Source organism: Nocardia albiluteola (assembly GCF_018860155.1).
Taxonomy (GTDB): domain Bacteria; phylum Actinomycetota; class Actinomycetes; order Mycobacteriales; family Mycobacteriaceae; genus Nocardia; species Nocardia albiluteola.
This window is the reverse complement of sequence record NZ_JAHKNI010000005.1, coordinates 19,267-45,259: the sequence shown is the minus strand read 5'-3', so window position 1 is coordinate 45,259 and position 25,993 is coordinate 19,267. Positions and strand designations below refer to the sequence as shown.

Here is a 25,993-nt window from a genome sequence, read left to right as displayed (position 1 = left end):
GATATGAGCAGGTCGTCGGTCAGCGGGCCACGCGGAATCCTGTGTTGCCGCTGCTGGATTCGGGAGAGTTGTGGATGCGCGCGGCGACGCGATACCGGTTGCAGTAGCTGTCGTGGCACAGATACGACCCGCCGCGCAGCACGCGCGTGTCGCCCGTCTCGGGGCTGCGCGGGTCGATCACCGGTTCGCGGGAGTGATCGGCGCTCCACCGGTCGGCACACCACTCCCAGACATTGCCGACCATGTTGTAGAGACCGAAAGCATTGGGCGCGAAGGTATTCACGGGCGCGGTCCCCGCATATCCATCAGCGGCGGTGTTCCGCACGGGAAATGAACCCCGGAAGATATTGGCGCGATACGTATCCCCGGATTCAGGTTGGTTTCCCCACGGATAGCGGGCACCGTCCAGACCGGCGCGTGCGGCGTACTCCCACTCGGCCTCGGTGGGCAGGCGCACGCCCGCCCAGGCGCAATACGCCTGCGCGTCATGCCAGGACACGTGCACCACGGGATGATCGCCACGCTCGTCGACGGTGCTGCCCGGACCTTCGGGTGCCCGCCACCTGGCCTCGGGAACCGCACACCACCACGGCGTCGCCTCGGGTCGGCGGGCGCCGCGCCGCAGCACCGCGGGTAGAAACCCCGCGAAGACGTAGGACCAGCCATAGCGTTCCGCGTCGGTGCGATATCCGGTGGCGGTGACGAATTGGGCAAACTGGTCGTTGGTGACGGTGTGCGCCGCGATCGCGAAATCCGCGACTCGGACCGGGCGCACCGGACCCTCCCCATCGGCCGGGTAGCAATCGGCGTCCTCACTGCCCATCCGAAACTCGACTCCCGACAGGGGGATCAGCGGTGAGACATGAGCAGACACGCCGGGGAGAAGAGTCGGCGGCGGGAGCGCGGCCTCGAAGCGCGAAGGCGCACAGCAACCAGAACGCCGAACGCCCGGATCCAGACTGACGACCGGTTCATCCGCGGGCCGGGGACCTGGTGATTGCACGGACGGCTCCTTCCTTTCGAATCTGGTGGTCACAGGCTCAAACCGAGGCTGGTCGCGAACGCGGCGGCGGTCACCGCGGTCGCGACGTCAGGTCTCACTAGACATGATGACCACAATTAGTCATTGTGTCTATAAACGGTGAGAGTGAACACGGGTGCGCCACATCACACTCTTGGTTGACGAGTGCGGTATCTCACAACTACAGTCCGACGTGTCGTCCGTTAACAGACTATGAGTTTATTTCTAGACACTACGTCTTAAATGGTCATACGCTGCGGCGACAGCCCGAGAACACCCCGGACCCGACGCCCATTCACAGTCGCATCGGCCCGGTTTCGAGATGAGGACACACGCATGACCATCCGCCGCGCGACATTCACCGTCGGCCTGCTGGCCGCCAGCGTCATCGCCAGCACCGCGACCGCCACGGCCGCCCCCGAAGCCGCGCCCGAGGCGGTCGGCTTCCACACGAACCTGTCCAACGACACCGTGGTCACCACACTCGAACACGGCGCATTCACCCTGGCCGACGACGAACAGTCGGTCGCGATCCGCGACAACGCCGGGCGAATCCTGGACTCACTTCCCCTGACCTTCACTCTCGACGGACAGCGATTTCCGCTGCTGCAGCAGATCGTCGACGAGGGCCACGCCCTGCGACTGACACCGGATCTGACCAGGCTCGACCGCACCGCACCGCAACCGGTCGCCTCGCCGCTGGAAAACCAGCTGGCCATGAACGACCTCATCAACGCGGTCAGCCTCGGCACCTCCATCGGCAGCCTCATCGGCACCGCCATCGGGGCCGTCGCGGGCGTGGGTGTGGGTCTCGCCTTGGCCGGTGCGTCCTGCCTGGTGCTGAGCCTGGGCTGTGTCGTCACCGTGCTGCCGATCGTGAGCCTGGCCGCCGCCGCGGGCGGCATCGCGGGCCTCGTCCTCGCCGGGGGACCCACCGCAGCGGCAGCAGCGCTCAACTACTGGTCGATCCTGCGCACCGAACCGAGCCGGAGCCAGTACGCCCCACAGGTCCAGGGCAAGCCCGGCGGTGTTCCCGCCGAGGCCGCCAACTAAGTCTTCGCGATCGAGGAAGAATCCAGAATGAGCCTCCGCACAACGGCTTACACGGCGATCACGGCAGCAGCGGCCGCCTCCGCACTGACCATTGCCGCAACCCCCGCCGCGGCCGAGCCCGGCAGCACGGCGCGCTATCAGGCCGAGGTTGTGAACGGCACCGTGGTCACCACCCTCGATGCCGCGTCCTTCACCCTTGCCGACGATCGGCAATCGGTCCTGGCGCACGACGACGTCGGACAGCTGGTCCTGGCCCTGCCGTTGGTGTTCGAACTCGACGGCGTCGCGCATCCGATAAACCAGCAGATCCTCGACGCGGGCCACACGCTGGTTCTCGCCCCCGACACTCTGCGCCCGATCGCGTCACCGCTGGAGAATCAGCTGGCGCTGGACGAGTTCGCCGGAAACATGACCAAGGCGTCGCTGGCCGCCACTGTCGGCGGCTTCGTCATCGGCGCACTCGTCGGGGCGGTGATCGGACTCGGCTCCTGCCTCCTCGTGGGCCCCGGCTGTCTGGCGACCGCTCCAGCCGCCATCCTGGCCTTCGCCGGTGGCGGCAGCTTGGCCGCGACTCTCGCGCTGGGCGGCGGCGCGCTCGGTTACGGCCTGTGGAAATACATCACGACCTTGCAGGCCGCTCCCGGGCACAGCGAATACGCCAACCACGACGGCCTGCTCGATCCCGACGGCACCGGCGTCCCCAACGCCAACCTCCGTATCCCTCCCCTGGCACTCAAACCGCTGATCACCGGATCCGCCAGCGGATCCGCCCACTGAACAATCCGGTGTCCGACCGAGAGTTACTGTCAGACACCGGATTTCGATCAGCTGCGGGCAGGAGGTTCGCCGTCGAAGCCCGATGCCCAGAAGCGGCCACGCAGTGAGATATCGAGTAGTTGCGCGGCGACCTGGTCGGCACTCATCGCGGACTCCGATTCGAGCCACCACGACAGCGTGATGAGCAGCTGCCCGACCCAGGCACGCGCCAGAACCTCCGCGTCGACGCGCAATTCCGACCCGTTCGCCACCGCACGGGCGGCGAAAGTATGAGCCGCTGCGGCACTTCGATCCTCGACGAACCGCCGCAATGCACGTCCGTCGCCTTCCCCACGCAGGACGACACGGTACGCATCGCGCTCTTCGGCCGCGTGACGGAACAACTCCCGCACGGCCTTGCCGGTGAACGGCTGAGCCGAAACATCGAACAGCGGCTCGAGCCGACGCTGCATCTCCTCGATCAGATCGGTCACGATCTGATCGAGGAGCGCATCCTTATCGGAGTAATGGGTATAGAAAGTGGCCCGCCCCAGATCAGCGCGCTCGGTGATGTCTTCCACGGTGATCGCGGCATAACCGCGCTCGAGGACCAACGACAGGAACGCCTCACGCAACAGCTTGCGGCTGCGCCGCTTCCGGCGGTCTTCCCCTGCCACAACGCCCCTTTCTCCTCACCAATGCTCACGCCATCGTAACCAGCCCTGGACACTGTGAACGAATTCGTACAGCGCGTCCATGATCGGACGGTGGTCACCCACGTCCGGCCCGGTCATCATGGTCGGCCGATCGATTCCACGGATCGATGGGAACGCATCCGACCCGATAGCCGTCCTCGTCGAGCAGGTGACCATTGACCTTGAACGACGACAGCACGACCGATCGATCCCCGATCACGATGCCGGGCGCCACCTGCGAGACTCGGGTCTCGAACCGCTGAATGTCATCGGGCGCGCGCACCCAGGCGATGATCAGCAGATTGTGGCGACCGGCGATGCCCGCGCACAACCGCACGTCCCGCAGACCGGCGACCGCCTGAGCCGCCCGCTCCAGCGCGTGCGACGCGACCTCGGCCCACAGCACGACCGCCACCGGGCGATCGATCAGTGGTCTGGCGATATCGCAGCGAATCAGCACGGCCTCGGAGTCGATCAGGTGCGCCGTGCGCCGCCGGGCCGTGTCCACGCCGATTCCGCACCGCGCCGCGAGATCGGTGTAGGAGGCCCTGCCGTCTTCGGACAAGGCCACCATAAGTTCCCGGTCCTGCGTCGAAAGCCGTTGCCCGACAGCCGACCTCCGCGCCGGTTTTCCCGGGGCGAGCTGCGCCGCACGATCCGAAGCCAACGCATGCAAACGCCACCGGCTGGCATGGGTGTGGATCGCGCCGACGAGATGGGTGCGCGCGGCGATCACGCCGCCGAGCGAGCCGAGTGCGCCGCTGATCCATCGCGACAACTCACCCAGGCCCGGTGCGATGACCGTGATCAGCAGATTCCGCCCGCCGGTGACGTGCTGAACGGTGACGACCGTGGGTTCCTGGGTCAGATGTTCGGCGACCTCCGGCAATTGGCCGTTCACACAGTCGATTTCGATGAAGGCCATGCATCCCTGGCCGGAACCGGCCAGCATCGGGCCCGGGTGGCCGCTGACCCAGGCCGCCCCGGCGTCGGCGAGCCGCTTCCAACGGCGTGCCACGGTCACCGCGTCCAGCTGCAACACCTGCGCGACGCGCGCCCAGCTCGCCCGCGGACTGATCTGCAGCGCGTTCACGATCGCGGCGTCCACCTCGTCGAGACGGCCGAAATCCTTCATATTCGCCATCATATTGCGTAATTCCGGCGGCTTCTGGCCAGTCCCGGTGCGGTGGCCCGAGGGTGGGCGGAATGGTCGGCCGCGAGACAGCCGCGACCGACGTCCATCGGAAAGGTCGTGACCAGGTGTCGATTCTCGACGATGCCAACGCTCTCCACGAAGAACTCGTCATGCTGCGCAAATCCCTGCACCAAGAGCCGGAGCTGGGCCTGGCCCTGCCCCGGACGCAGGAGAAAGTGCTGTCGGCGCTGGATGGGCTGCCGCTGGAGATAACCCTCGGTGAGAACCTCAGCTCGGTGACCGCCGTCCTGCGCGGCGAACGGCCGGGTGGTGCGGTGCTGCTGCGCGGCGACATGGACGCCCTGCCGGTGCAGGAGGCGTCGGGGGTCGACTACGCCTCCCGGGTGGCCGGGCGGATGCATGCCTGCGGCCACGATCTGCACACCGCCGGGCTGGTCGGCGCGGCACGACTGCTGTGCGAGCGCCGCTCGACACTGCACGGAGATGTGGTGCTCATGTTCCAGCCCGGCGAGGAGGGCCACAACGGCGCGGGCCTGATGATCGAGGAGGGTGTGCTGGACGCGGCGGGCAAGCCGTTGGACGCCGCCTACGCCATTCACGTCGCCGCGAATCGGCTGCCGCACGGCATGCTGGCCAGCCGGCCCGGCACGGTGTCGACCGCCTCGGATGTCCTGCGCGTCACCGTGGTCGGCCGCGGCGGTCACGGCTCCGCACCGTTCTCGGCGCTCGATCCCATCCCGGTGGCGTGCGAGATGATCACCGCCGTCCAGAGCTGGGTGACCCGGACCTTCGATGTCCTCGACCCGGTCGTGGTGTCGGTCGGAACCCTGCATGCCGGGACGCAGCACAATGTCATTCCCGACACCGCGACCATCGAGGCCACCGTCCGCAGCTACTCCGACCCCAACCGGGAACGCCTGGCGCAGGGTCTGCCGCGTCTGATTCGCGGCATCGCCTCCGCACACGGGCTCGAGGCCGAGGTCGACTACCGGCTGATGTATCCGGTCACCGTCAACGATCCGGACGAGACGGCCTTCGCGCTGGATACGGCCCGGGAAATCATGGGCGGGGATCGGGTGTGGCTGGCCCCGCAGCCGACCTCCGGGTCGGAGGACTTCGCCTTTGTCCTGCAACGGGTCTCGGGTGCGATGCTGATGCTCGGCGCGGTACCCGCCGGCAGCGACCATCGGAACGCGCCGATGAATCACTCACCGCGCGCGGTCTTCGACGACGCGGTGCTGTCGCGCCAGTCAGCGGTGCTCGCCCAGCTCGCGGTCGACCGCCTGGCCCGCACCGCGGCCTGATCGCCTGGCTCGGACCCGACCGCGCGATTCGCTCAATCTCCTTGCAAGAAAGGTGCTGTCGATGAATATCGACCAGCCCATCTTCTCCGCCACCGAGTCCCGGGCGGGCGGTAATCATGTGCGCGCCGTCGTCGGGCTGCTCGTTCTGGTCGAGCTGACGAGCGGCTTCATTCAGGGCGGTACCGTCCCCCTGATCCCCGGCATGCGCGACATGCTCGAAGTCGGCACCGCGCAGGCGCAGTGGATCACCGCGGTCCAGTTCCTGGGCGCGGCGGTCTGCGTTCCGATCTTCGGCCGGTTGGGTGATCTGCACGGCCACCGTCGCATGGTGCGGGTCGCCCTGGTGTCGGTGACGGTCGGCGCGATCGTGATCGCCCTCGCACCGACCTTGCCGATTCTGCTCGCGGGCCGGGTCTTGCAGGGACCACTGGCCGCGCTGTTGCCGCTGGAGATCGGACTGTGCCGAGATCGCCTGGATCCCGAGGCCAATCGTCGAGCGGTCGGGCTGCTGGTCTCCGCCCTGGCGCTGGGATCCCTGCTGGGCTCGGCGCTCTCGGGTCCGATCTATCACGGATTCGGTGGGATCCGCCCTGTCCTATGGGTTCTGGCCGCGTTGGCCGGGGCGTGCCTGGCCGTGGTCTGCACGGCCGTTCCCGAGAGCCGGATCCGAGCAGCGGGCACGATGGATTGGCCCGGAGCGGTACTGCTCAGCGTGCCGCTCGTGCTCGCTCTCGTCGTGATCGCCAAGGGCGGTTCCTGGGGCTGGTTCTCGATGCCGGCCCTCGGCGCGACCGCCGCGGTGCCGGTGCTGCTCGCGGTATGGGTCCGGTTGGAACTGCGCCGGGTGGATCCGCTGGTGGACGTGCGCGCCGCCACCAGCCGGGCGGTGGCCCCACATATGTTGTCCGCGTTCATCTTCGGCACCGCGATGCTCGCGGCGCCCGTGGTCGCCATCGCCTATCTCGACGCGCGTCCCGAACGGACGGGCTACGGGTTCGGGCTGTCGGCCTGGGAACTCGGCGTGTGCGGCGGCATCCCGCACCTGCTGGCCTTCGTAAGCGCGACCGGGGCGGCGGCGGTCGCGGCTCGAATCGGCATGCGCCGCATGCTCTTTCTCGCCTTTTCACTGATCGCGATCGGATACGCGGGGGTGATCGCGGCGCACGCCTCGCTGCCGCTGTTCCTGCTGTGCTACTCGGTCACCGGAACCGGCATCGGCCTGGCCTTGGCGGGACTGCCGGCGGTCATCGTCGAATCCAGCTCGGCCGATCGTTCTGCCGGCACCGTAGCCGTTTACAACAACATCAAGACACTCGGCGGCAGCATCGCCGGTGCGGCCTTCGCGGCCATACTCGGCGCGATGGTCGTGTCCGGGACCGCGGCTCCGACGCTGACCGCGTACCTGCTCGTGTGGGGACTCTGCACGACCGGCGCGGTGATCGCCGCCGCGCTGACCTTGGTTGCGCCGCCGGATCGCTGAACCGACGCCCCGATACTCATTCGGAACCAACTCGGGGGCACCAATCTGCGCCCGCAACCAACACCTGCACACCTGGGCAGACCTGTGCCGTGGCGAGAGTTCAGCTTCCCGGTAGTCCGGCGTCGGCGGCGAGGACCGTGAGCGCTTCCTGCAGGGCGCTGAGCTGGGCCTCGGTGAGGCGTGCAGTGAGGGCGCGGTCGACCTGCTCGGCGGCTGCGGTGGCCTGCGCGAGGAGATCCCGGCCCTCGTCGGTGAGGGTCAGGATCTGGCGGCGGCGGTCGGCGGGGTCACGGTCACGGCGAAGGGCTCCGCGCAGTTCCAGTTGATCGGCGAGTGCGACGACGAGGCTGGGGACCACGCCGAGACGGGCCGCGAGTTCCTGCTGGGAGGCAGCGACTCCGTAATCGAGGGCGGCAAGTAGGCCCACCTGCTTGGGCTTGAGGTTCAGCGATTCGATCTCCGCCGAGAAGCGGTCCGCCGCAATGGTTCCCAGGATGCCGAGCCGGTAGGCCACGGTGCTCGGGATCGCCGTCTTCTTGTTGACTCTGGACACGGTACCGAGTATATATCTACTCGAATGATTCATCATACGAACGATTCGAGATGAGAAGTAAATGCTGACTGCGATCGCCACCCTGAACGCGCTGGTAGCCGTGGTGTCGGGGGTGTCCTGCCTGGTAGGTCTGCTGCGTCCACGCTTGGCGCTGCCCGCGGGCGAGTCCGTCACGCCGGGCATCACGTTTCTCCTCGGCGCCTATGCCGCCCGTGCCCTGCCGCTGTGCGGCGTGACCCTCGCCGTGCTGGCGACCGGGAACCGGACCGCGGTGGCCCCGGTCCTGATCGTGGCCGGCCTGGCCCAGGTCGGTGATGCCGCACTGGGTCTGCGGCTGCGCAACTACCCGATGGCCGCCACGTGCGTCGGACTCGCCGCCGTACATCTGGGCACCGCCGCCTGGCTCGCCCTGTCCTGATCAATCGAAAACAGCTGTCGCAGAGGAACTGTCATGACATTCACCCGCCGCATCGTTGCCGCCGCCGGACTCGTCTACCTGCTCGCCTGGATCATCGGGCTGTCCGTCTGGCCCACGAATCCTTCCGTGCGAGCGACCGGCCCGCAGATCCTCGCCGCCCTGCACGGACACGTTCCGGTCGCGATCGCCCAGTACGTCTGCACCCAAGGAATCGCGGGAGTCGCACTCGCCGTCGTCGTTTCGACGTTCACCGGCTGGTCGCGCATCACCGGCCTACTGGCCGCCGCGGTCTCGCTGACCCAGTGCGCGCTGGGCGTGCACCTGTCGGGATGGTTGTCCACGGGTCCCGCCGACTCCTCGCATACCTTCTTCGCCCTGGTAAATCGACTGGACGGCATGAAGATGCTGCTACTCGCCGCCACCGCCCTGCTCGTGTCGGTTCCCGCCCTGCGCGACCACATCGGCCGTGCCTGGATACACCGGACGGGTATCGCTCTGGCCGTGACCATTTCGATCTCCGGCATCGGATACCTGCTGCTCAGTACCACTCTCGCACCGGCCGCCTACATCTCCGGGATCGTCCTGCTGATCTGGGTTCCAGCTATTGCGTGGACGAGCCGAGACATCACCGGGTCCGCAGTGGAAAACACAGCTCGGTAGTCCTTGATCCACACCTCAGTCGAGGACGCGATCAATGCGCGGTGACGGCAAAGCGCTGCCGGTATCGATCGGGGGTGGTGGACAGCCGCCGCGCGATAACCCGGTGCAGTGTCTTGCCGTGCCTGTAGCCGACCGTGCGAGCGATCGCGTCGACGGTGAGGTCGGTGCTTTCCAGCAATCTACGAGCCGCCTCGAGCCGCAGTGTCTCGATGAATTGCGCAGGGGTGGTACCGGTCTCGGCGCGGAACGTCCGCGCGAAGGTACGTTCGCTCATCCCCGCTCGAGCGGCCAGCGCTGCGATTCTCAGATCCCCGTTCAGATGCTCTGGCAGCCAGTGCTGCACAGCGCGGATCGACGGCGTCCGGGCGGGCTGGCTTCGCAGCGCCGCACTGTACTGCTCCTGTCCCCCCGCCCGCCGGACGAATATGACCAGTTGCCGGGCGATAAGCTGGGCGACCTCGGTGCCCAGGTCGGCGTCCACCAGGGCCAGTGCCATATCGATGCCGGCGGTGACCCCAGCCGATGTCCACCGATTGCGATCGTGCACGAAAATCCGGTCCGTCTCCACCTCCACCAGCGGAAATGCCTGGGCCATATGATCGCAGGCACCCCAGTGTGTGGTGGCTCGGTACCCGTCCAGCAGCCCCGCGGCGGCCAGCACCAACGCACCCGCGCACACCGAGGTGATCCGCTGGGATCTGCGCGCGAGTGCGGGCAATTGCTGCGCCACCTCGGACGACGTCTTCGGCACGAAGGCCCCCGCACCCCCGACCACCAGCAGAGTGTCGATCATCTCGGTGCCGGCTGCCACCTCCTCCAGCGATCGGTCGACAGCGAAACGCGCCCCGCCCGCGAGTTCGATTGTCCGGCCGCCCGGCGACACCGTGATCAGCCGATAGGCCGGAGCACCGACTGCGTGATTGGCCGCGGCCAGCACGTCTTGCGGACCTGCCAGGTCGAGCAGCTGGAAACCGTCGTAGACAACGAGCACGACCGTACGAGTTAACACGCCGACATTATTGTCACCGTCCGACACGTGCTGATACCACGGCGAATGGCGGGCACTCACCTGACCGGCGGCACGCCGGCGCATGAGCAGCAAAAACGACGTGGTCATCCGGTCAACCGATCCGGTGTTCGGATGCCAGAGTTGTGAGGAACCGGACAACGAGATCCGCTGTGGCATCGGGCTTTTCCGCATGCAGGTAATGGCCGCCCGTGAGGGTCGCGAGCTGTCCGATGCCCGGCGGCATCGCGGAGATGACCGCCTCGCCCTCAGCAACCGGATCGACGAAATCTGGATCCAATGTGCCCATCAGCACCAGGGCCGGGCAGGCGACATTGGGCAATTGCGCCTGCGCGTCGGCCGGTGTGGACTTACCGGTCTTCATGAATTCCGCCATCCGCCCCGGCTCCCGCAAGGTGGCTGCTAACGCCGCCATGTACGCGATGTAGTCGGCCGGCTTGCTCGGGTAGGCGAGGTCGAGGTAGCGAAGCCACCACCGCAGGCTTCCCGTTGTGGTCATGCCGAGCCGCAGCATCCCCTGCCGATACCGGCGCACCCGGAAGAATCCCGCCACATCGAACTTCTGGACCAGTGTGAACGGGTTGATCTCCACCACGCCCGCGACCAACTCCGGTGCGATGGCAGCGGCAATCGTCGCCGCGCCCCCGGAGATCGAGTGTCCGACGATCACGGCCGGACCGCCGAAGTGCCGGATCACCTCGACCATGTCCCCCGCCACATCGGTCCGGCTGATAGCCGCCCGCCCGGTCTCCGACGCCCAGTTCATGGACGACTCGCCGTGGCCGCGGATGTCCATATTGACGACCCGATAGCCCGCCGCCGCCAGCCGCGGCGCGACTGCCCGGTATGCCTGGCGGTGGTCGCCGATACCGTGCGCCAGCAGCACCAGTGGGCCCTCGCCGAGCACGTCGTACGCGATCCGGCCACCGGTCAATTCCACAAAATCGGTCACTTCGCTGCCTTTCCTCGAATCCCCGCGGATCAGGGACTCACTGCGACCGAATTGAACGGGAGCACGAGGCCGGGGGCGAGGATGGCGGCAGACCCGGTCACCGAAGCGGCAGAGATCGTCACCCGCCGCGGCTCGAGACTCTCGCAACGCCGCGATAACGTGAAATCGCGACAAATCAGTCGCGACAACACGTGTCGAAAGCGAGCAATACATGGATGCGCAGGCCCTGGACGAGGTGCTCGAGGCACCTTCGACCGATCCCCACGACATGCGCCCGCGCGGCACCGGCGCTACCGCCCTGGTTCGCAAGTCATGATCGTCGGAGCTCGCCGGCCGAGCACTACGACCATGCGTGCGGCGCTGCACGAACACTGGGGATCGCCACTGAAGATCGCCGACGTCGCGCGGCCGGAGCCCGCCGCCGGGGAAGTGCGCATCGCGGTGCAGGCGACCAGCGTGAACCCGATCGACATGCACACCGGCCGGAATTCCGGCTATGAGCAGTCCATGCGGCTGCCCTGCATCCCCGGCTGGGACGTCGCGGGTGTGGTCGATGCGGTCGGCTACGGAGTGACTCGCCATGCCGTGGGCGACCGCGTCTACGGTCTGGCCTGGTTTCCCTACCCTGCGGGCACGTACGCCGAATACTTGACCGTTCCCGCATATCACTTGGTGCCCATGCCGAAATCGGCGTCCTTCACGGAGGCGGCCTGCTTGCCGATGGCCGCGCTGACGGCGTGGCAGATGCTCGACGCCGTCGGGGCACGGACCGGTCAGCACGTGCTGATCAGTGGGGCCTCCGGCGGCGTGGGTCACGTCGCGGTGCAACTGGCAGCCGCACGCGGCGCTACGGTCACGGCGTTGTCGCGGCCCGATCACCATGCCACACTGCACGAATTGGGCGCGCACACCTGCGTGGACTACACCGATCAGGATGCGGTCACGGCGATCGGGAAGGTCGACGCGGCGCTCGATCTGGTGGGATTCGATTTCGGCGCCGCCCTGTTCGACCGCGTGATGCCCGGCGGGGCGATCGCCTTGTCGACCGCCTGGTCGATCAACGGATACCGAGACGCTGCGGCGGAGCGGGGTATCCGCGTGGCCTCATGCTTGGTCGAACCCGATCCGGTGGCACTCGCGGCGGTCGCGGAGCTGGTTGATGCAGGTGCGGTCCGGGCCGTTGTGGGTGCCGAGTTCGAGCTTTCGGACGCCGCCGAGGCCCAGCGCTGGGTCGAGAATCGGCGCGGCTTCGGCAAGGCCGCGATCATCGTGAACGCGCCCGAGACCCATCGGCATGCGAGTACGTCACATGCACCCGGCGTTGAAGACCGGTCATAAGCCGAACCCGAGGCGGTGAATGCGGTCCGGTCGGGCGCGCACTGGACGGGTCGAAGTGGCGGCCGGGCTCATCGCGGGCACGGCGTCGCCGAGCGGCGTGACCGCGCTGGTCAGCCGTCGCGGTCGGCGGCGGCGAGGACGGCGGCGATCAGGCCCGGGTAGCGCTGGTCGAGTTCGGTTCGCAGGGAGACGAAACAGCGGGTGCCTTCCGGGCGGCTGAACACCACGCCGGCCTCGCGGAGGGTCTTCATGTGATGGCTGAGGGTGGATTGTCCGCAGGGGACGTCGAAGTCGGGGCGCAGGTGTTCGTGGCCGTCGGAGAGGACGCGGACGATCTCCAGGCGAATCGGATCGCCCAGGGCGAAGAGCACAGCGGCGACGGTGGTGTCCTCGATGTCCGGATGCAGAGAGCGGCGCATACGGCTATCGTAGCTTTGATCGACAATCGTCGATCATCGAACAAGGAGTGGATATGACCTCCGGCCTCACCCAGGACTCCGCCCGAACCGAACAGCGCGAGTTCGATGGCGTCCGCGCACTTGTCACAGGTGGCACCCGCGGACTCGGCGCGGCGATCGCCCGCCGGCTCTCGGAGGGCGGAGCCCAGGTGGTCGTCGCCGCGCGCGGGCCGGGAAGCGACAGTGCCGCAGGACATTTCATCGCCGCTGATTTATCGACTCCGGACGGCCCACGCGAGCTCGCCGCGGCGGCGCTGGATCGATTGGGCGGCATCGACGTACTCGTCGACAATGCCGGTGGCCAGTCGCGCGTCCCCGAGGGTGTACTCGCGATGACCGACGAGCAGTGGCTGGCCGATCTCAGCGGCTCCCTGCTCTCGGCCGTGCGCCTGGACCGGGAAGTGCTGCCGGGCATGATTTCTCGCGGCCGCGGAGCGATCATCCACATGGGCTCCAACGCCGCCCGCTGGCCACAGCCCGCCGCCGTCGCCTACGCCGCGGCCAAGGCCGCACTGCACACCTACAGCAAAGGCTTGGCCACCCAGATGGCCCCGCACGGCATCCGGGTCAATGTCGTATCGCCGGGTGTCATCGAGACCAGTGGACTGAGCCACCGATTGCGGGAGCTGGCCGCCGAGTCCGGTGACGATATCGATGCCGCGCGAAGGGAATTCGCCGAAACCTTCAGGATTCCCGCCGGCCGCCCGGGCGCGGCCGAGGACGTCGCCGAACTCGTCGCCTTCCTCGCCTCCGATCGTGCCCGCTATATCACCGGCACGGTGCAGGTCATCGACGGCGGCGTGTTGCCGACACTGTGAGCGGCGGCCGCGGGCCTAGAGCCCGAGCAGGGTCGTCAGGGTGGTGACCGCCAGCTCCTCCGGCGGCGCGTCCAATCCGAATCGCTTGTTCGGTTGGCGCAGCATGAGTTCGGCGATGCCGTGCAGCGCGGCCCAGATCGATCGGGCCATCAGCTCGGCGGAGGCGTTGGCGGACAGCACCTTCGCGCGCTGAGCAGAGGCGACGGCGGTGACGAGCAGTTCGAAGGATTCCATGCCGAGGGGGCCGTCACCGCGCTCGTCGTGGAACATCGTCACGAACAAATCCCGGTGGTCGTGCGCGAAGCGGACATACGCGCCACTCATGCGCAGCAGCCGCTCGCGGGGATCGTCCGAACCCGACGCCGCGTCCCCGAGAGTGCGGTAGAGCAGGTCGTAGCCCTCGACCGCGACCGCCGTCAGCAATTCTTCACGATTGGCGAAATGACGGTAGGGCGCCGCGGTGCTGACGCCGGCGCGGCGGGCCACCTCGTTGAGGCTGAACTGTTCGTGCCCGCGTTCGGCCAGGATCTCTTTGGCCCCATCGACGAGGGCTTGACGTAACGCCCCGTGATGGTAGGTCTTCTTCGCCATGTAAGAAACTCTAACATTCTGCTATGTTAGAACTACTTACATTCTTCTAGTCGAGGATCACCGATGGCTGTCACGACCACCGCCGCGCCCCGTCGATCACCCGCCCGAGCTCGCTGGAGCTGGGCCTGGGTCACCTTCTCCGCGGTAGCGATCGCCGCCTACTTCGTCGGCCAATACGCCCAGGGCTCACTGGATTCGCTCGCCCACTCCCATGTCGGACTTGCCAAGACCTACGCCGTCCGCCCCTGGCCGATCCAGGTGGCGTTCTACTTCCACATCGTCTTCGCCGGTTTGGCGCTGGCCCTGGGGCCTTGGCAGTTCGCGCGGCGAATTCGACTGCGGCATATCACCGTTCATCGCACGATCGGCCGGGCCTACCTGCTCTGTGTCCTGCTCGGCGGCGTCGCGGCCCTGATCATGGCACCCTTCAATTCCGTTGGCCTACTGGGCTTCTTCGGATTCGCCATGCTCGCCGCGCTCTGGCTCTGGACCGGATGGCGGGCCTACCGCGCCGTCCGCGAGCGCGACATCGCCGCTCATCAGGCGTGGATGATCCGCTGCTTCGCCCTCACCTACGCCGCGGTCACCCTGCGCCTGGAATTCGGCGCGCTCATCCTCGTGCAACTGCCGTTCGTCCACGCGGGCATGTCGACGATCACCGCGAATGCCTATGCGCCGCTGCCGTTCCTGTGCTGGCTGCCGAATCTTGCCGTGGCCGAGCTCATGATCCGCCGGCGCGGCCTTCCTGCCGCGTTGCCGAGTAGATGACCAGGGTGTACCAGCCGCGTCATACGCAGGGCCGTTTCCCTCACAGCAAACGGAAAGGTTCAGGCGCGCGGCAGCACGCCCACGAGCGCCGCGGTGAAGGAGTACCGCAGGGCGTCGCGCAGCTCCATGTGGAACACGCCGAGCGCGGGCTCGTCCGCGTAGGCGGCGACGAGGCTGGGCGACGGCGGGGCATACGCCGACAGGGCACCCGCCGAGACCAGGCTCATCAGGCAGAACAGCTGCGCGCCGTCGCCGAGCTCAGGCAGGTGACGGCGCACGAGATCGGCCATGACCGCGAGCCTCATGAGGGAGGAACGCTTGTGCCGCTTGACCACCTCGACCGAGACGTTGTGCTCGAGGACGCCACCCTGCCCGCCCAAGAGGTCGCAGAGCACCACCCGCTCCGCCAGCGACCGGCTGAGGATCTCGGCCAGCTGACCCGCCCGCACTTCCGGCGCCGCCTGCGCCTCGACGCCCGCGGCCAGCTCGTCCGCCAGATCGGCGAGCCAGCTCCCCAGGAAGACGTCCAGCAGTTCGAGCAGCACCGCCTCGCGCGACTCGAAATACCGCAGGACGTTCGACTTGGCCAGGCCCACCCGCCGGCTGAGCTCGTTGAGGCTCACCTCGGCCACGGGCATCTCGTCGAGCATCGCCGCCGCCGTGTCCAGGATCGCCCGGCGGCGGATCTCCCGCTGCTCCTCGCTGCGCGCCCGCTGAAATGTCACGCCCTCACTTTAGCTTAAAGACCACCGGTCCCTTGACAGAAGACCGGCGGTCTTTTATGTTGGTCCTCATAAAAGACCGATGGTTCTTAATGAGGAGTACGCCATGAGCGACAACTGGACCGAGCAACACATCCCTGACCAGCACGGCCGGGTGGCGATCGTGACCGGCGCCAACACCGGGCTGGGCTTCGAGACCGCCCGGATGCTCGCCGCACGCGGGGCGGCGGTGGTCCTGGCTGTCCGCGACGTCGAGAAGGGCAAGCAGGCAGCCACCCGCATCACCGGCGACGTCACCGTCCAGGCCCTCGACCTGACCTCCCTGGACTCGATCCGGTCCGCGGCGGCCGACCTGCGCGCCGCCCACCCGCGCATCGACCTCCTGATCAACAACGCGGGCGTGATGTACACCCCGCGGCAGACCACCACCGACGGCTTCGAGCTGCAGTTCGGCACCAACCATCTCGGCCACTTCGCCCTGACCGGCCTGCTGCTGGACCGGCTCCTGCCCGTTCCCGGCTCCCGCGTCGTGACGGTCAGCAGCACCGGCCACCGCATCCGGGCCGCCATCCACTTCGACGACCTGCAGTGGGAGCGCTCGTACAGCCGCGCCGCCGCCTACGGCCAGTCCAAACTCGCCAACCTGATGTTCACCTACGAACTACAGCGCCGGCTCGCCCCGCACAGCACCACGATCGCGGTGGCCGCCCATCCCGGCGTGTCCAACACCGAACTCATCCGCAACACGCCCGCCGCGATCCGGGTGCCCGTTACCTGGCTCGCGCCGCTGCTCACCCAGAAGGCCGAGATGGGCGCCCTGCCCAGCCTGCGCGCCGCCACCGATCCGGCCGTCACCGGCGGCCAGTACTACGGCCCCGGCAACCGCGGCGAGATCCGCGGCTACCCGAAGCTGGTCACCTCCAGCCCCGACTCCCACAACCAAGCCACCCAGCAGCGCCTGTGGGCCGTCTCCGAGGAGCTCACCGGGGTAACGTTTCCCGTGCGGTAAAGCGGTGACTCCAGCGGAGGGATTTCCCTGAGGCCGCAACAGGATTCGAACCGGTGTACACCACTTGGCAGGCGGTTCCCTCGCTCATGATCCGCCGTCGCGGCCTTCCTGCCGCGTTGCCGAGTAGATGACCAGGGTGTGGTCCGGATGTTCGGCGAGGTGGAAAGCCGTGTACGCGTACTCGACCACCGCGCCGTTCCCGCGCCGCAGGCGCTTTCGCCCGCCTCGGCGGGACTGCACGTCGTAGCGGGGCCACCAGGCGCGCATCTCCGGACTGCCGGCGTTCAGGTCGTCGATGAGCCGGTCGAACCGCGGGTCGGAGGCGTGGCGCGCGGCGACGGCACGCAGTCGCGCCAGCAGTCCTCGCGCCTCGGATTCCCAGTCGACAAGTACGCGACGGGCCTCCGGCTCCAGAAAGACCCAGCGCACGAAATTGGCCGGATCTTCCTGCCGGGACACGAGATTCGGAAACAGCTCCTCGGCCGCCTTGTTGTGGGCGAGCACCTCGTAGGTGGCGTCGATGATGTAGGCGGGATGCGGTTGCAGCAGGCCGGGTACGGCCGCCGCCTCGGCCGGAAGTCGTTCGCCCGCATCGATATCGGCCGCGACGACCCGGCCCGCGAGACGGAGGAGATGATTCGATTCCTGATCGGTCAAGCGCAGCGCCCTGGCCAGGGCTGTGAGCACTTGATCGGATACCCCGATGTCACGGCCCTGTTCGAGGTAGGTGTACCAGGTCGCGCTGATGCCGGCCAGCAGGGCCAGTTCCTCCCGGCGCAGACCCGGCGTGCGGCGGCGGCCCGTGCTCGGCATGCCGACATCCGCGGGCGCGACTCGTTCCCGTCGGCTGCGCAGGAATACGCCCAGTTCACGACGTCGATCGGCGGAGTCGGTCATGCTCGGTGGCACCTCGGATTCCAGAATAAGCAGATTCTGGATACCAGGGTAAATGGCGCGCAGACTCGTTGCCGGGGGCGACCGCTCCCCTGACGAAGGGACTTCCGATGCCGGACGAAAAGGTCGTAGCGATCACCGGAGCGAGCAGCGGGATCGGCGAGGCGACAGCGCGGTTGCTCGCCACCCGCGGTGCGCGACTGGTGCTGGGCGCACGCCGCGGCGACCGCCTCGCCCAGGTCGCGGCGGACATCGAAAGGGATGGCGGTAGCGCCGTTTTCCTGCCGACCGACGTGACCGCGGCCGCGGACCTGCGGGCGTTGACCGCGCTCGCCACCGATCACTTCGGGCGCCTCGACGTGCTGGTGAACAATGCCGGACTCGGCACCATCTCACCGCTGGACGATCTGCGCGTCGACGACTGGGATGCGATGGTGGACGTCAACATCAAGGGCGTGCTACATGGAATCGCCGCTGCCCTACCGATTTTCCGTGCCCAGCACAGCGGGCACTTCGTGACCATCGCCTCCACCGCCGCCTACCGGATCGTTCCCGATATGGCCGTCTACGCCGGAACGAAATTCGCCGTCAGGGCCATCTGCGAGGGCCTGCGCCAGGAGGCCGGTGCGGACCTGCGCGTCACACTGGTCTCCCCGGGACCGGTCCGCACCCCGTTCGCCGAGGCGTCCACCAACCCCCGCGTGCGCGCCGCGATCAAGCAGACCAGTGACCGTATCGGCCTGCCCGCCGACGCGGTCGCCCGGGCCATCGCCTTCGCCATCGATCAGCCCGAATCGGTCGATGTCAGCGAACTCGTCATCAGACCTACCGCTCAGGCCTGAGTACCCGGAAAGCGGCCACTGTCGTGGTGCCGCCGACGTGGTATCCGAGGGTGGCCGCCAGCGATTCCGGTGGACCGTCCAGCGAGGATTGCGGGATTCTGTCAGGCTGTTCGGGGAAGCGCGTATGCGGTTCTGCTAGATGAGGGAGCAACACCATGATTCGTACATTCACCATGACCGTGGCCGTTTCGGCCGCGATGATCGGCGCCGGGGCCGGAATTTCCCAGGCCGCGGCGCCGGTGCCCGTGCAGCCGGTTGCCGCCGGACAGACCCAGGCGCTTCCCGGGCAGACGGTCGGCGGCGTCGTCGGTGGGGCGGTCGGCACGGTTGCGGGTGCGGGTCTCGGTGCGGTGGTAGGCGGCGCGGCCGGGTGCGTCGCGACGACGGTCGCGTGCCCCGTCGGGACGGTCGCCGGCATCGGCATCGGTATCGGCATCGGCGCGGCGACGGGTGCGGTCGTCGGCGCGACGGTGGGTGCGGGCGTTGGCGGCGCCATCGGCGCGCAGATCCCGGGCTGATTTCGTACGGCGGCGCCCGGGTCCTGTCGGAGACCCGGGCGCCGCTGTCGTTCGGTGGGGCCCGACCTCACCGTCGGTGGTGAAGCGTCCATCCGCGCTGTCATCTGCACAAAACTGGTCAAACCAGTTGATATGTATCCAGTTGATGACTTACCGTCGACGCGTGGATATCGCACCCATCAGCCGCGTGGCCGTCCCCGATGCCGCGTACGTTCGGATCGTCGAGGAGATCCTCAGCGGCCGGGTGACGCCCGGTGACGCGCTGCCCGCGGAACGCGAACTCGCGCTGGCGTTCCAGGTGAACCGGCACGCGATCCGCGAGGCGCTCAAGCGGGTTCAGCAGGCCGGCCTGATTCGGATCACCCACGGCGGCAAGACCCGCGTGCTGGATTGGCGCGAGAACGCGCGCCTGGAAACCCTGAGCGACATCGTTGCCGCCGGTGTTGTTCCTCCACTCGAGATCGTCCGCGACGTCGCCGTCATGCGCCGCTCAATCGGCGCCGACGCGGCGCGGTTGTGCGCGGTGAACGCCCCGAGCGAGCGGCTCGAGCGGATCGCGGATATCGCGCACACCTTCCCCGAACAGGGCACGGCCGCCGAGTACGGCGAGGCGGACCTCGAATTCTGGATCGCGGTGATCGACGGCTCGGGAAATCTCGCCTATCGGCTGGCGCTCAATTCACTGGTGGCCACCTTCGACGATCTCGGATTGCCGCTCATCGCGGAATGGATCGACGACGAGTACACCGATCGCGCCGGCCGCATCGCGCTCGCCGACCTGATCGCCGCGAGAGACAGCGAAGGCGCCTATCGGCAGGCCGAGAGCCTGCTCACCCATTTCGTCGCCAGATCGAACCAGTCGGCCCCGGAGAATTGATCGATCATGTTCGACCTCATCCTGCACGCCATTCCCGTTTTCGTGCTCTGCGTCGTACTGGAAGCCCTGTCGTTCCGATATCTCGCCGACGACGACGAACTCGGATACGAATCCCGTGACACCCGAACCAGTCTGGCCATGGGCATCGGCAGCTCCATCATCAACATCGGCTGGAAACTGGTGGTGGTGGCCACCTACGCCGGACTGTATCTGCTTGCGCCGGTACATCTTCCGACGCACAATCCACTGACCTGGGTCGGGCTGTTCTTCGCGGACGAAATCGCCTACTACTGGTACCACCGCACGCATCACACCATTCGGCTGTTCTGGGCCAGTCACGTCGTGCACCATTCGAGCCGGCGCTACAACCTCTCGACCGCGCTGCGGCAGCCCTGGACGCCGTTCACGGCCCTGCCCTACTGGGCGCCGCTCGCACTCCTGGGCTTCCCGCCCTGGATGATCCTGCTGCAGCAGTCGATCAGCCTGCTGTATCAGTTCTTCGTCCACACCGAACGGGTCGGAATGCTGTGGCGCCCGCTGGAATTCGTCATGAACACCCCGTCCCACCATCGCGCGCACCACGGTTCCAACACCCAGTACCTGGACAAGAACTACGGCGGCATCCTCATCATCTGGGATCGGTTGTTCGGCACGTTCGAACCCGAGGGCGAGCGCGTCGTCTACGGCCTGACGAAGAACATCGAGACCTTCAATCCGCTGCGCGTGGCGACCCACGAATTCGCAGCGATCCTCGGCGATCTCCGCCGCGCGCACAGCTGGGGCGCCGCATTCGGCTACGTGTTCCGCGGGCCCGGCTGGAGTCCAGAGCCATAGCGCACCGCGCCGGCTCGGGTACCGGTCTCGGGATCCCGCTTGCCCGCGGCCCCTGCGCATTTCGGCGCCCGGCGTCCTGTGGCCGAAATGATTACGACACAAACAGTTTCAGTTGTGAAGCAGGTGTCCGCTCCCGGCGACGCCGACATGGACAACGCTGTCGGCCGGGGGTGGCGCGTCCTCGGCGCTGGTGTAGGCGATCAGCCTGTCCGGCAGCCCGTTCCCGGCGTCGGGGGCGAGTTCGACGCGGTGGTCGTACCCGCGGAAGTGGCTGCGCACGATGCGGCAGGGGACCGAAGCCGGCGCCGGCTCGGTGACGAATCGGAGCTGCTGCGGGCGCACCAGCACGTATCCCCCTGACACGGAGGGCGATTCGAGGCCGAGCGCGCCCGCGGACTCGACGGGGATCAGGTTGGCTTCGCCGAGGGCTCGAGCTACGCCGGCGTCGACGGGACGCTGGAACAGTTCGTGCGGCTCACCGGCCTGGGCGATGCGTCCGTCGCGTAGGACGGCAACGAGATCGGCGAAGGCCAGTGCCTCGTCCACGTCGTGGGTGACCAGGATCGCGGTCGCGCGGGCCTGCCGGAGCAGGTCGGCGACCTCGGTGCGCAGGTCGGCGCGCAGGGCGGCGTCGAGCGCGGAGAACGGTTCGTCGAGCAGCAGCAGGTCCGGTCGCGGCGCGAGAGCGCGAGCAAGCGCGACGCGTTGCTGCTGGCCGCCGGAGAGTTGATGGGGGTGGCGATCGCCGAATCCGTTGAGGCCGACCAGATCCAGCATGTCGGCGACGCGGGTCTTCCGTCCCGCCCTGGGCAGGCCGAAACCGATGTTCGCGGCGACGCTCAGATGCGGGAACAGCGCACCGTTCTGGGGAACGTAACCGATGCGACGCTGTTCGGCGGGGATATGGGTGCGACCGTCGTCGAGCACCCGGCCACCCACGGCGACCGTCCCCTGCTCGGCACGATGGAACCCGGCGATCACGCGCAGCAGGGTGGACTTGCCGCAGCCGGAGGGCCCGAGCACACAGGCCAGCGCCCCGTCGTCGACGGCGAGGTCCACGCCGTGCAGGACGTGGTTGCGTCCATGGGTCGCAGTGAGATTCGTGATTTTCACGCCGGTCATCGAGCGCCTCCGTTCGCCGAGCGCAGGGTGCGGGTGGCCACCATCAGGACGGCGGGAATCGACAGCGCCGTCATCACCGCGGCGTAGGGCGCGGCGGCGCCCCACGCCAATCCCGTGGTGTAGACCCAGAATTGGGTGGCAAGGGTCTGGGTTCCGATGGGTCGCAGTAGCAGCGTCGCGGTCAGCTCGGTGGTGGCGGTGAGCGCCACCATCGCGAACGCGGCGCCGAGCCCGGGAACGATGAGTGGCACCGTGACTCGCGCCAGCACCGCCCACCATCGGACACCGAGCGATCGAGCGACCTCCTCGACGCCGGGAGGTACCTGCGCCAGGGACGCCCGGACCGCGGTGAGCGCGAGGGGAAAGAACAGGATGACGTATCCCGCGACGAGCATGGGCGGTTGCTGGTACAGGGGCTCGGCGTAGCGAATGCCGAAGTACACCACCGCCAGTGCGACGGCGATACCCGGCAGCGCCCGGGTCAGATAGGCGACGCGTTCGACACCCCGCGCCAGCCTGGTGTCGCGGCGCCAGGCATACAGGGCGACCGGAACCGCGGCCAGCGTCGCGGTGACGGCGGCAGCGAGCGCATAGCCGATGGTCGTCGCGGTCTGCGCCCAGATCGACCCGGGTGGCAGCGTGCTCGAATTGCCTTGCACCAGCCAGTATCCGAGCGCGTAGACGGGCACGCCGAGGGTGATCGCCACCACGGACAGCAGCGCGAGCAACGCCGGAATCTTGGCTCGCCGCAGGGCAACCGGCGGGCACGGGCGGCCGGTCGCACCCCCGGACACGACCCGTCCACGCCGCCCGACGCGGGCCTCGGCGGCCACCACCAACAGCGCCAGCCCGACGAGGACCAGGGTGAGCATGCTCGCCGACGCGGTATCGAAGGCGGTGGCGTACTGGGTGTAGATCGCGGTGGCGAAGGTCGTGAACCGCACCATTGCGAACGCCCCGTACTCCCCCAGCAGATACAGCGAGACCAACAGCGCGCCACCGGTGAGCGCGGGTCGCGCCAGCGGCAGGGTGACCCGCCACATCGTGGACAGCGGCCCGTGACCGAGGCTGCGTGCGACCTCCTCGGCCGAGCCGTCGCCGCGGCGCAGCACCGCGGCGACGGGCAGGAAAACCAAGGGATACAGCGCGGATTCGATCAACACCGCGCCCCAGAAGCCGTGCACCGCAGGGAACAGCGACACCCAGCAGTAGCCGTGGACGAATTCCGGAACCGCCAGCGGCATCGTCAGAACGACTGTCCACCACCGCTTTCCGGGCAGATCCGTGCGCTCCACCAGCCAGGCGGCACCGAATCCGATCACCATCGTGATCAGTGTGACGACCACCGCCAGGCTGACCGTGTGCCACAGCAGCGTCACCATCAGCGGCCGCCGCAGCAGTCGGCGTGCGGCGGGCCAGCCGGACTGATATGCCTGCAGCGCAACGAAAATGAGCGGACTGGTGACCAGCAGCGTGATCAGGCCCGCGGTGAGACCGAGTCCGGGCAGCGGGCGGCGCGCCCATCCCCGGAGCGGGAATGCGCGCGCTCGCTCGACCACCGGGAGGGTCACGACAGCAGACCGGTTTCCTGCATGAGCTCGATGGCCTGCTTGCCGTCGCCGAGATCGCTCGCCTTGGCGATCGGGCCCGAGTCCTGCAGCGAACGAGTCAGCCGCGCATCGCTGACGCCGGAGACCAGTGGGTATTCGAAGCTCTCCGAGGTGGCGATGATCTGCTGGGCGGGCCGGCTGACCAAATAGGCCAGCCACTTCTGCGCCGCGGCCTGGTGCTTGCTCGACGCGAGCACCGCCGCGCCCGAAATATCGACCAGCGCACCGGGATCGCCCGGCGCGAAGTAGGACAGCGCGCTGTGGATGTTGGCCGCGCCCTTCTCCTCGCGCAGCCGGTACCAGTAGTAGTGGTCCACCACACCGCCCTCGACCTCGCCCCGATCGACGGCGGCGATCAGGTCCTCGTTGCTCTGGTAGACCTTGCCGTTGTCCTTGAGCCCCTGCAGCCAGGTGCGGGTGGCATCGACACCCGAGGCGGCGATCATGCGCGATACGATCGGGGCGAAGTCGGTCTCGCTCGGCGCGACACCCAGCCGGCCCTTCCATGCGGGTCCGGCCAGATCCTTCACCGAGGTCGGCGCCTGCGCGGCCTGGACCTTGCCGGTGTTGTAAACGAACGCGGCCGAGCGCGCCGACACCCCGACCCAATCCCCCTTGTCGGAGCTGACCTCGGCCGGGACGGCCGACAGTGTCGCGCCGTCGACCTTGGCGAGCTTGTTCTTCCCTTCCAGCAGGGTCAGCGCGGGCGGGTTCTCGGCGAAGTAGGCGTCGGCCGGGGAGGCGTCGCCCTCCTGCAGGATCTGGTTGGCCAGCTCCGCCTCATCGCCGGAGCGCACGTTCACCGTCACGCCGGTGCGCTGCTGGAAGTCCTTCACCAGTGCGGTCACGGTCTGCTCGTGCTGGCCGCTGTAGAGGGTGATCGAGTCCGACGAGGACTTGCTGCTGGAGCATCCGGCGATGGACAGCACCGCCGCCGAGGCCGCGGCGAGCGCCACGACGGTGCGAAGGGAGCGGGACATGAGAACCTCCGATGGACACTGCTCCGCGGCAGTATCACCGCACAAGCGGAGGTTAGCATTACCTAAAACATCGGGAAAGTGCGGCCCGACCTTCAGTTCTATTTCGGTGTGATTCGGAAGAATCCGGTTGTGGTGCCCTGGTATTGGACCGGGCCCGGGGCGATGGTGCCGACCATCTGCAGGGTGTCGTCCACCGTGGTCGCGCCGACGAACTGCTCGGTGTCGAGCTGGCCGGTGTTCGGGTCGACGACGGCGAAGCTGAATCTGTCGCTCAGCCCCGCGGTGCCGCTGCCGAGCAGGGCGTGGCGGGTGAAGGTGTAGATCTTGCCGTCGGCCACCGACAGCCGGGGCACCGCCGCGGAGGGCACCGTGTTGGTCCACACCACGTGGCAGCCGGTATCGGTGACGTCGATGCGGGTCATGCCGCCCGAAATGGGTGCGCTGGCGGGCTTACTCGGCCCGGCGTTCGGGGGCAGCGCCGGATACGGATAGCCATAGGTGCTGGCCACGAACACACTGTTGCCCGAGCCGATCGGCGAGTTCTCCGTGCCGTTGATCGCGGGTGTCGAACAGATCTGGCGACCCGAGACGGTGTCGTAGACGAGCAGGTTCTCCATCGGCAAGGCGTTGTCGGTGATGGTCAGGTAACGGGTGCCGTCACCGGGACCGAAGAAGGTCGGGGTCGCGCCGGTGCCCCAGCTGAGCTGGCCGGGCTTGCGCCCGGGTCCGCGGTCGTAGGGCTGACGCCACACCACGTGCGGATTGCCACTGCCGTCGACGTTCAGCAGGTACAACGCGTGGTCGGTGGCCACGGCCATGCCCTGGGGCGCGGTGGCGATGCTGTTGGCCACGATCTCACCGGGCGCGAGCACGATCGAGTGCGCGGTGCCGTCGGTGGCGACGAATCCGGCGGCCGCGTTGTCGGTGGCGAACCAGACCCGGCCCTGGTAGTCGGGGGACACGGAACTGACCGCATCGCAGGAGCCGCCGCCGCAGTGCGCGGTAACCGCCTGTGTCAGATCGGTTTTCGAGTTGATCGACAGCGTCCAGATACCGAGCGCGCCGCGCTGGTGCCCGATGCGTAGTAGGTTGTCCGACCCGTCGACGGTGACCATCTCGTCGTGGTTGTCGAGATACGCGTAGACGCCGCCGAGCAGGCTGCCCTTGGTGAGATCGAGGTGGGCGAGGGTATTGCCGGTGCTCGGGTCCAGCAGCAGTACCTTGGGCGCGCGGTCGATGACCTTGGTGCACAGCGCCTGCGGAAAGCCGTCCGCGCCTTGCAGAATCGTCGGACAGGCGGCGGCCTGCTCGTGGAAGTCGACATGCGCCCCACCGGCGCCGACACCGGGGAGCGCGGTGGTGTCGGAGGCCTCGGAGTCGCCGTGCATCGTCGCGGTACCTTCCGGCCCGAGATAGGGATTGGCGGGCGGCACCGGCCCGAATGCCGATGCCGTGCCGGTGGCAACGGCCAGCAGCAGCGTGAGGCCCAGCCCCGCGGCGACGGCGGTTCGGCGGAAGGTCGCGAGCAAGGGTGTCC

28 protein-coding genes are annotated in these 25,993 nt (G+C 67.9%); 14 read left to right on the top strand and 14 right to left on the bottom strand.

Annotation, left to right across the window (positions count from 1 at the left end; translation table 11 throughout):
* Nucleotides 1-19 precede the first annotated feature (19 nt).
* Nucleotides 20-958, bottom strand: a complete 939-nt coding sequence (locus KO481_RS16130; protein ID WP_215918408.1) for a formylglycine-generating enzyme family protein — start codon at nt 956-958, stop codon at nt 20-22.
* Between the two features lie 399 nt (nt 959-1,357).
* Here KO481_RS16130 and KO481_RS16125 point away from each other — a divergent pair, with 399 nt between their 5' ends.
* Together KO481_RS16125 and KO481_RS16120 are read left to right on the top strand one after the other, a co-directional pair.
* On the top strand, nt 1,358-2,074 hold the full coding sequence (locus KO481_RS16125; protein ID WP_215917978.1) for a DUF8020 domain-containing protein: 717 nt from the start codon (nt 1,358-1,360) through the stop codon (nt 2,072-2,074).
* A 27-nt stretch (nt 2,075-2,101) separates the two neighbouring features.
* Nucleotides 2,102-2,851, top strand: a complete 750-nt coding sequence (locus tag KO481_RS16120; protein WP_215917977.1) for a DUF8020 domain-containing protein — start codon at nt 2,102-2,104, stop codon at nt 2,849-2,851.
* Between the two features lie 47 nt (nt 2,852-2,898).
* Here the strand turns inward: KO481_RS16120 and KO481_RS16115 are convergent, their stop codons facing one another.
* A complete protein-coding gene (locus tag KO481_RS16115; protein WP_215917976.1) occupies nt 2,899-3,507 on the bottom strand; it encodes a TetR/AcrR family transcriptional regulator in 609 nt (202 codons plus the stop codon).
* A gap of 94 nt (nt 3,508-3,601) precedes the next feature.
* Nucleotides 3,602-4,660 (bottom strand): Lrp/AsnC family transcriptional regulator, encoded by a 1,059-nt coding sequence (locus KO481_RS16110; protein ID WP_215917975.1) that lies wholly within the window; start codon nt 4,658-4,660, stop codon nt 3,602-3,604.
* Between the two features lie 125 nt (nt 4,661-4,785).
* Here KO481_RS16110 and KO481_RS16105 point away from each other — a divergent pair, with 125 nt between their 5' ends.
* Both KO481_RS16105 and KO481_RS16100 read left to right on the top strand, forming a co-directional pair.
* Nucleotides 4,786-5,985, top strand: a complete 1,200-nt coding sequence (locus KO481_RS16105) for a M20 metallopeptidase family protein (protein ID WP_215917974.1) — start codon at nt 4,786-4,788, stop codon at nt 5,983-5,985.
* A 61-nt stretch (nt 5,986-6,046) separates the two neighbouring features.
* A complete protein-coding gene (locus tag KO481_RS16100) occupies nt 6,047-7,465 on the top strand; it encodes an MFS transporter (protein WP_215917973.1) in 1,419 nt (472 codons plus the stop codon).
* 100 nt (nt 7,466-7,565) lie between these two features.
* Here KO481_RS16100 and KO481_RS16095 read toward each other — a convergent pair whose 3' ends face one another.
* Entirely contained in the window at nt 7,566-8,018 is a 453-nt protein-coding gene (locus tag KO481_RS16095) for a MarR family winged helix-turn-helix transcriptional regulator (RefSeq protein WP_215917972.1), read from the bottom strand.
* 61 nt (nt 8,019-8,079) lie between these two features.
* On the opposite strand from KO481_RS16095, the gene KO481_RS16090 reads away from it, so the two are divergent.
* Together KO481_RS16090 and KO481_RS16085 are read left to right on the top strand one after the other, a co-directional pair.
* Nucleotides 8,080-8,436, top strand: a complete 357-nt coding sequence (locus tag KO481_RS16090; protein WP_215917971.1) for a hypothetical protein — start codon at nt 8,080-8,082, stop codon at nt 8,434-8,436.
* A 33-nt stretch (nt 8,437-8,469) separates the two neighbouring features.
* Nucleotides 8,470-9,096, top strand: a complete 627-nt coding sequence (locus tag KO481_RS16085) for a hypothetical protein (protein WP_215917970.1) — start codon at nt 8,470-8,472, stop codon at nt 9,094-9,096.
* 31 nt (nt 9,097-9,127) lie between these two features.
* Here the strand turns inward: KO481_RS16085 and KO481_RS16080 are convergent, their stop codons facing one another.
* Together KO481_RS16080 and KO481_RS16075 are read right to left on the bottom strand one after the other, a co-directional pair.
* Nucleotides 9,128-10,213, bottom strand: coding sequence for a GlxA family transcriptional regulator (locus tag KO481_RS16080; RefSeq protein WP_245401041.1), 1,086 nt, complete (start codon nt 10,211-10,213; stop codon nt 9,128-9,130).
* 4 nt (nt 10,214-10,217) lie between these two features.
* The gene (locus KO481_RS16075) at nt 10,218-11,075 is read right to left on the bottom strand and encodes an alpha/beta fold hydrolase (protein WP_308166636.1); all 858 of its coding nucleotides are present in this window, start codon (nt 11,073-11,075) and stop codon (nt 10,218-10,220) included.
* A 312-nt stretch (nt 11,076-11,387) separates the two neighbouring features.
* Between KO481_RS16075 and KO481_RS16070 the strand changes: the two genes are divergently transcribed.
* On the top strand, nt 11,388-12,413 hold the full coding sequence (locus KO481_RS16070; protein WP_215917969.1) for an NADP-dependent oxidoreductase: 1,026 nt from the start codon (nt 11,388-11,390) through the stop codon (nt 12,411-12,413).
* Between the two features lie 110 nt (nt 12,414-12,523).
* On the opposite strand, the gene KO481_RS16065 is transcribed toward KO481_RS16070, so the two are convergent.
* Nucleotides 12,524-12,832, bottom strand: a complete 309-nt coding sequence (locus KO481_RS16065) for an ArsR/SmtB family transcription factor (protein ID WP_215917968.1) — start codon at nt 12,830-12,832, stop codon at nt 12,524-12,526.
* 53 nt (nt 12,833-12,885) lie between these two features.
* Here KO481_RS16065 and KO481_RS16060 point away from each other — a divergent pair, with 53 nt between their 5' ends.
* Nucleotides 12,886-13,689, top strand: a complete 804-nt coding sequence (locus KO481_RS16060) for an oxidoreductase (RefSeq protein WP_215917967.1) — start codon at nt 12,886-12,888, stop codon at nt 13,687-13,689.
* Nucleotides 13,690-13,704: 15 nt separating this feature from the next.
* Here KO481_RS16060 and KO481_RS16055 read toward each other — a convergent pair whose 3' ends face one another.
* On the bottom strand, nt 13,705-14,280 hold the full coding sequence (locus tag KO481_RS16055) for a TetR/AcrR family transcriptional regulator (protein ID WP_215917966.1): 576 nt from the start codon (nt 14,278-14,280) through the stop codon (nt 13,705-13,707).
* A gap of 63 nt (nt 14,281-14,343) precedes the next feature.
* Between KO481_RS16055 and KO481_RS16050 the strand changes: the two genes are divergently transcribed.
* On the top strand, nt 14,344-15,048 hold the full coding sequence (locus KO481_RS16050) for a DUF2306 domain-containing protein (RefSeq protein WP_215917965.1): 705 nt from the start codon (nt 14,344-14,346) through the stop codon (nt 15,046-15,048).
* Between the two features lie 59 nt (nt 15,049-15,107).
* On the opposite strand, the gene KO481_RS16045 is transcribed toward KO481_RS16050, so the two are convergent.
* Nucleotides 15,108-15,773 carry a TetR/AcrR family transcriptional regulator gene (locus KO481_RS16045; protein WP_215917964.1) on the bottom strand — a complete coding sequence of 222 codons (666 nt, stop codon included), beginning with the start codon at nt 15,771-15,773 and terminating at the stop codon, nt 15,108-15,110.
* A gap of 79 nt (nt 15,774-15,852) precedes the next feature.
* On the opposite strand from KO481_RS16045, the gene KO481_RS16040 reads away from it, so the two are divergent.
* Entirely contained in the window at nt 15,853-16,779 is a 927-nt protein-coding gene (locus KO481_RS16040) for an SDR family NAD(P)-dependent oxidoreductase (protein WP_215917963.1), read from the top strand.
* A gap of 84 nt (nt 16,780-16,863) precedes the next feature.
* Here KO481_RS16040 and KO481_RS16035 read toward each other — a convergent pair whose 3' ends face one another.
* The gene (locus KO481_RS16035; protein WP_215917962.1) at nt 16,864-17,676 is read right to left on the bottom strand and encodes a helix-turn-helix transcriptional regulator; all 813 of its coding nucleotides are present in this window, start codon (nt 17,674-17,676) and stop codon (nt 16,864-16,866) included.
* 107 nt (nt 17,677-17,783) lie between these two features.
* On the opposite strand from KO481_RS16035, the gene KO481_RS16030 reads away from it, so the two are divergent.
* The 4 genes from KO481_RS16030 to KO481_RS16015 all read left to right on the top strand — a co-directional run bounded on the left by KO481_RS16030 (nt 17,784) and on the right by KO481_RS16015 (nt 20,744).
* Nucleotides 17,784-18,515: an SDR family oxidoreductase gene (locus KO481_RS16030; RefSeq protein WP_215917961.1), complete on the top strand. Its 732-nt coding sequence runs from the start codon at nt 17,784-17,786 to the stop codon at nt 18,513-18,515.
* A 155-nt stretch (nt 18,516-18,670) separates the two neighbouring features.
* A complete protein-coding gene (locus KO481_RS16025; protein WP_215917960.1) occupies nt 18,671-19,033 on the top strand; it encodes a hypothetical protein in 363 nt (120 codons plus the stop codon).
* Nucleotides 19,034-19,196: 163 nt separating this feature from the next.
* On the top strand, nt 19,197-19,910 hold the full coding sequence (locus KO481_RS16020) for a FadR/GntR family transcriptional regulator (RefSeq protein WP_215917959.1): 714 nt from the start codon (nt 19,197-19,199) through the stop codon (nt 19,908-19,910).
* 6 nt (nt 19,911-19,916) lie between these two features.
* On the top strand, nt 19,917-20,744 hold the full coding sequence (locus tag KO481_RS16015) for a sterol desaturase family protein (RefSeq protein WP_215917958.1): 828 nt from the start codon (nt 19,917-19,919) through the stop codon (nt 20,742-20,744).
* A 108-nt stretch (nt 20,745-20,852) separates the two neighbouring features.
* Here the strand turns inward: KO481_RS16015 and KO481_RS16010 are convergent, their stop codons facing one another.
* The 4 genes from KO481_RS16010 to KO481_RS15995 all read right to left on the bottom strand — a co-directional run bounded on the left by KO481_RS16010 (nt 20,853) and on the right by KO481_RS15995 (nt 25,985).
* Nucleotides 20,853-21,866: an ABC transporter ATP-binding protein gene (locus tag KO481_RS16010; RefSeq protein ID WP_215917957.1), complete on the bottom strand. Its 1,014-nt coding sequence runs from the start codon at nt 21,864-21,866 to the stop codon at nt 20,853-20,855.
* Nucleotides 21,863-23,437, bottom strand: coding sequence for an ABC transporter permease (locus KO481_RS16005; RefSeq protein ID WP_215917956.1), 1,575 nt, complete (start codon nt 23,435-23,437; stop codon nt 21,863-21,865). The genes KO481_RS16010 and KO481_RS16005 overlap by 4 nt, the downstream gene beginning before the upstream one ends.
* Nucleotides 23,434-24,456 (bottom strand): iron ABC transporter substrate-binding protein, encoded by a 1,023-nt coding sequence (locus tag KO481_RS16000; protein WP_215917955.1) that lies wholly within the window; start codon nt 24,454-24,456, stop codon nt 23,434-23,436. Before KO481_RS16000 ends, KO481_RS16005 begins: the two co-directional genes overlap by 4 nt.
* A gap of 98 nt (nt 24,457-24,554) precedes the next feature.
* Nucleotides 24,555-25,985 carry a hypothetical protein gene (locus KO481_RS15995; RefSeq protein ID WP_245401038.1) on the bottom strand — a complete coding sequence of 477 codons (1,431 nt, stop codon included), beginning with the start codon at nt 25,983-25,985 and terminating at the stop codon, nt 24,555-24,557.
* Between the last annotated feature and the right edge of the window lie 8 nt (nt 25,986-25,993).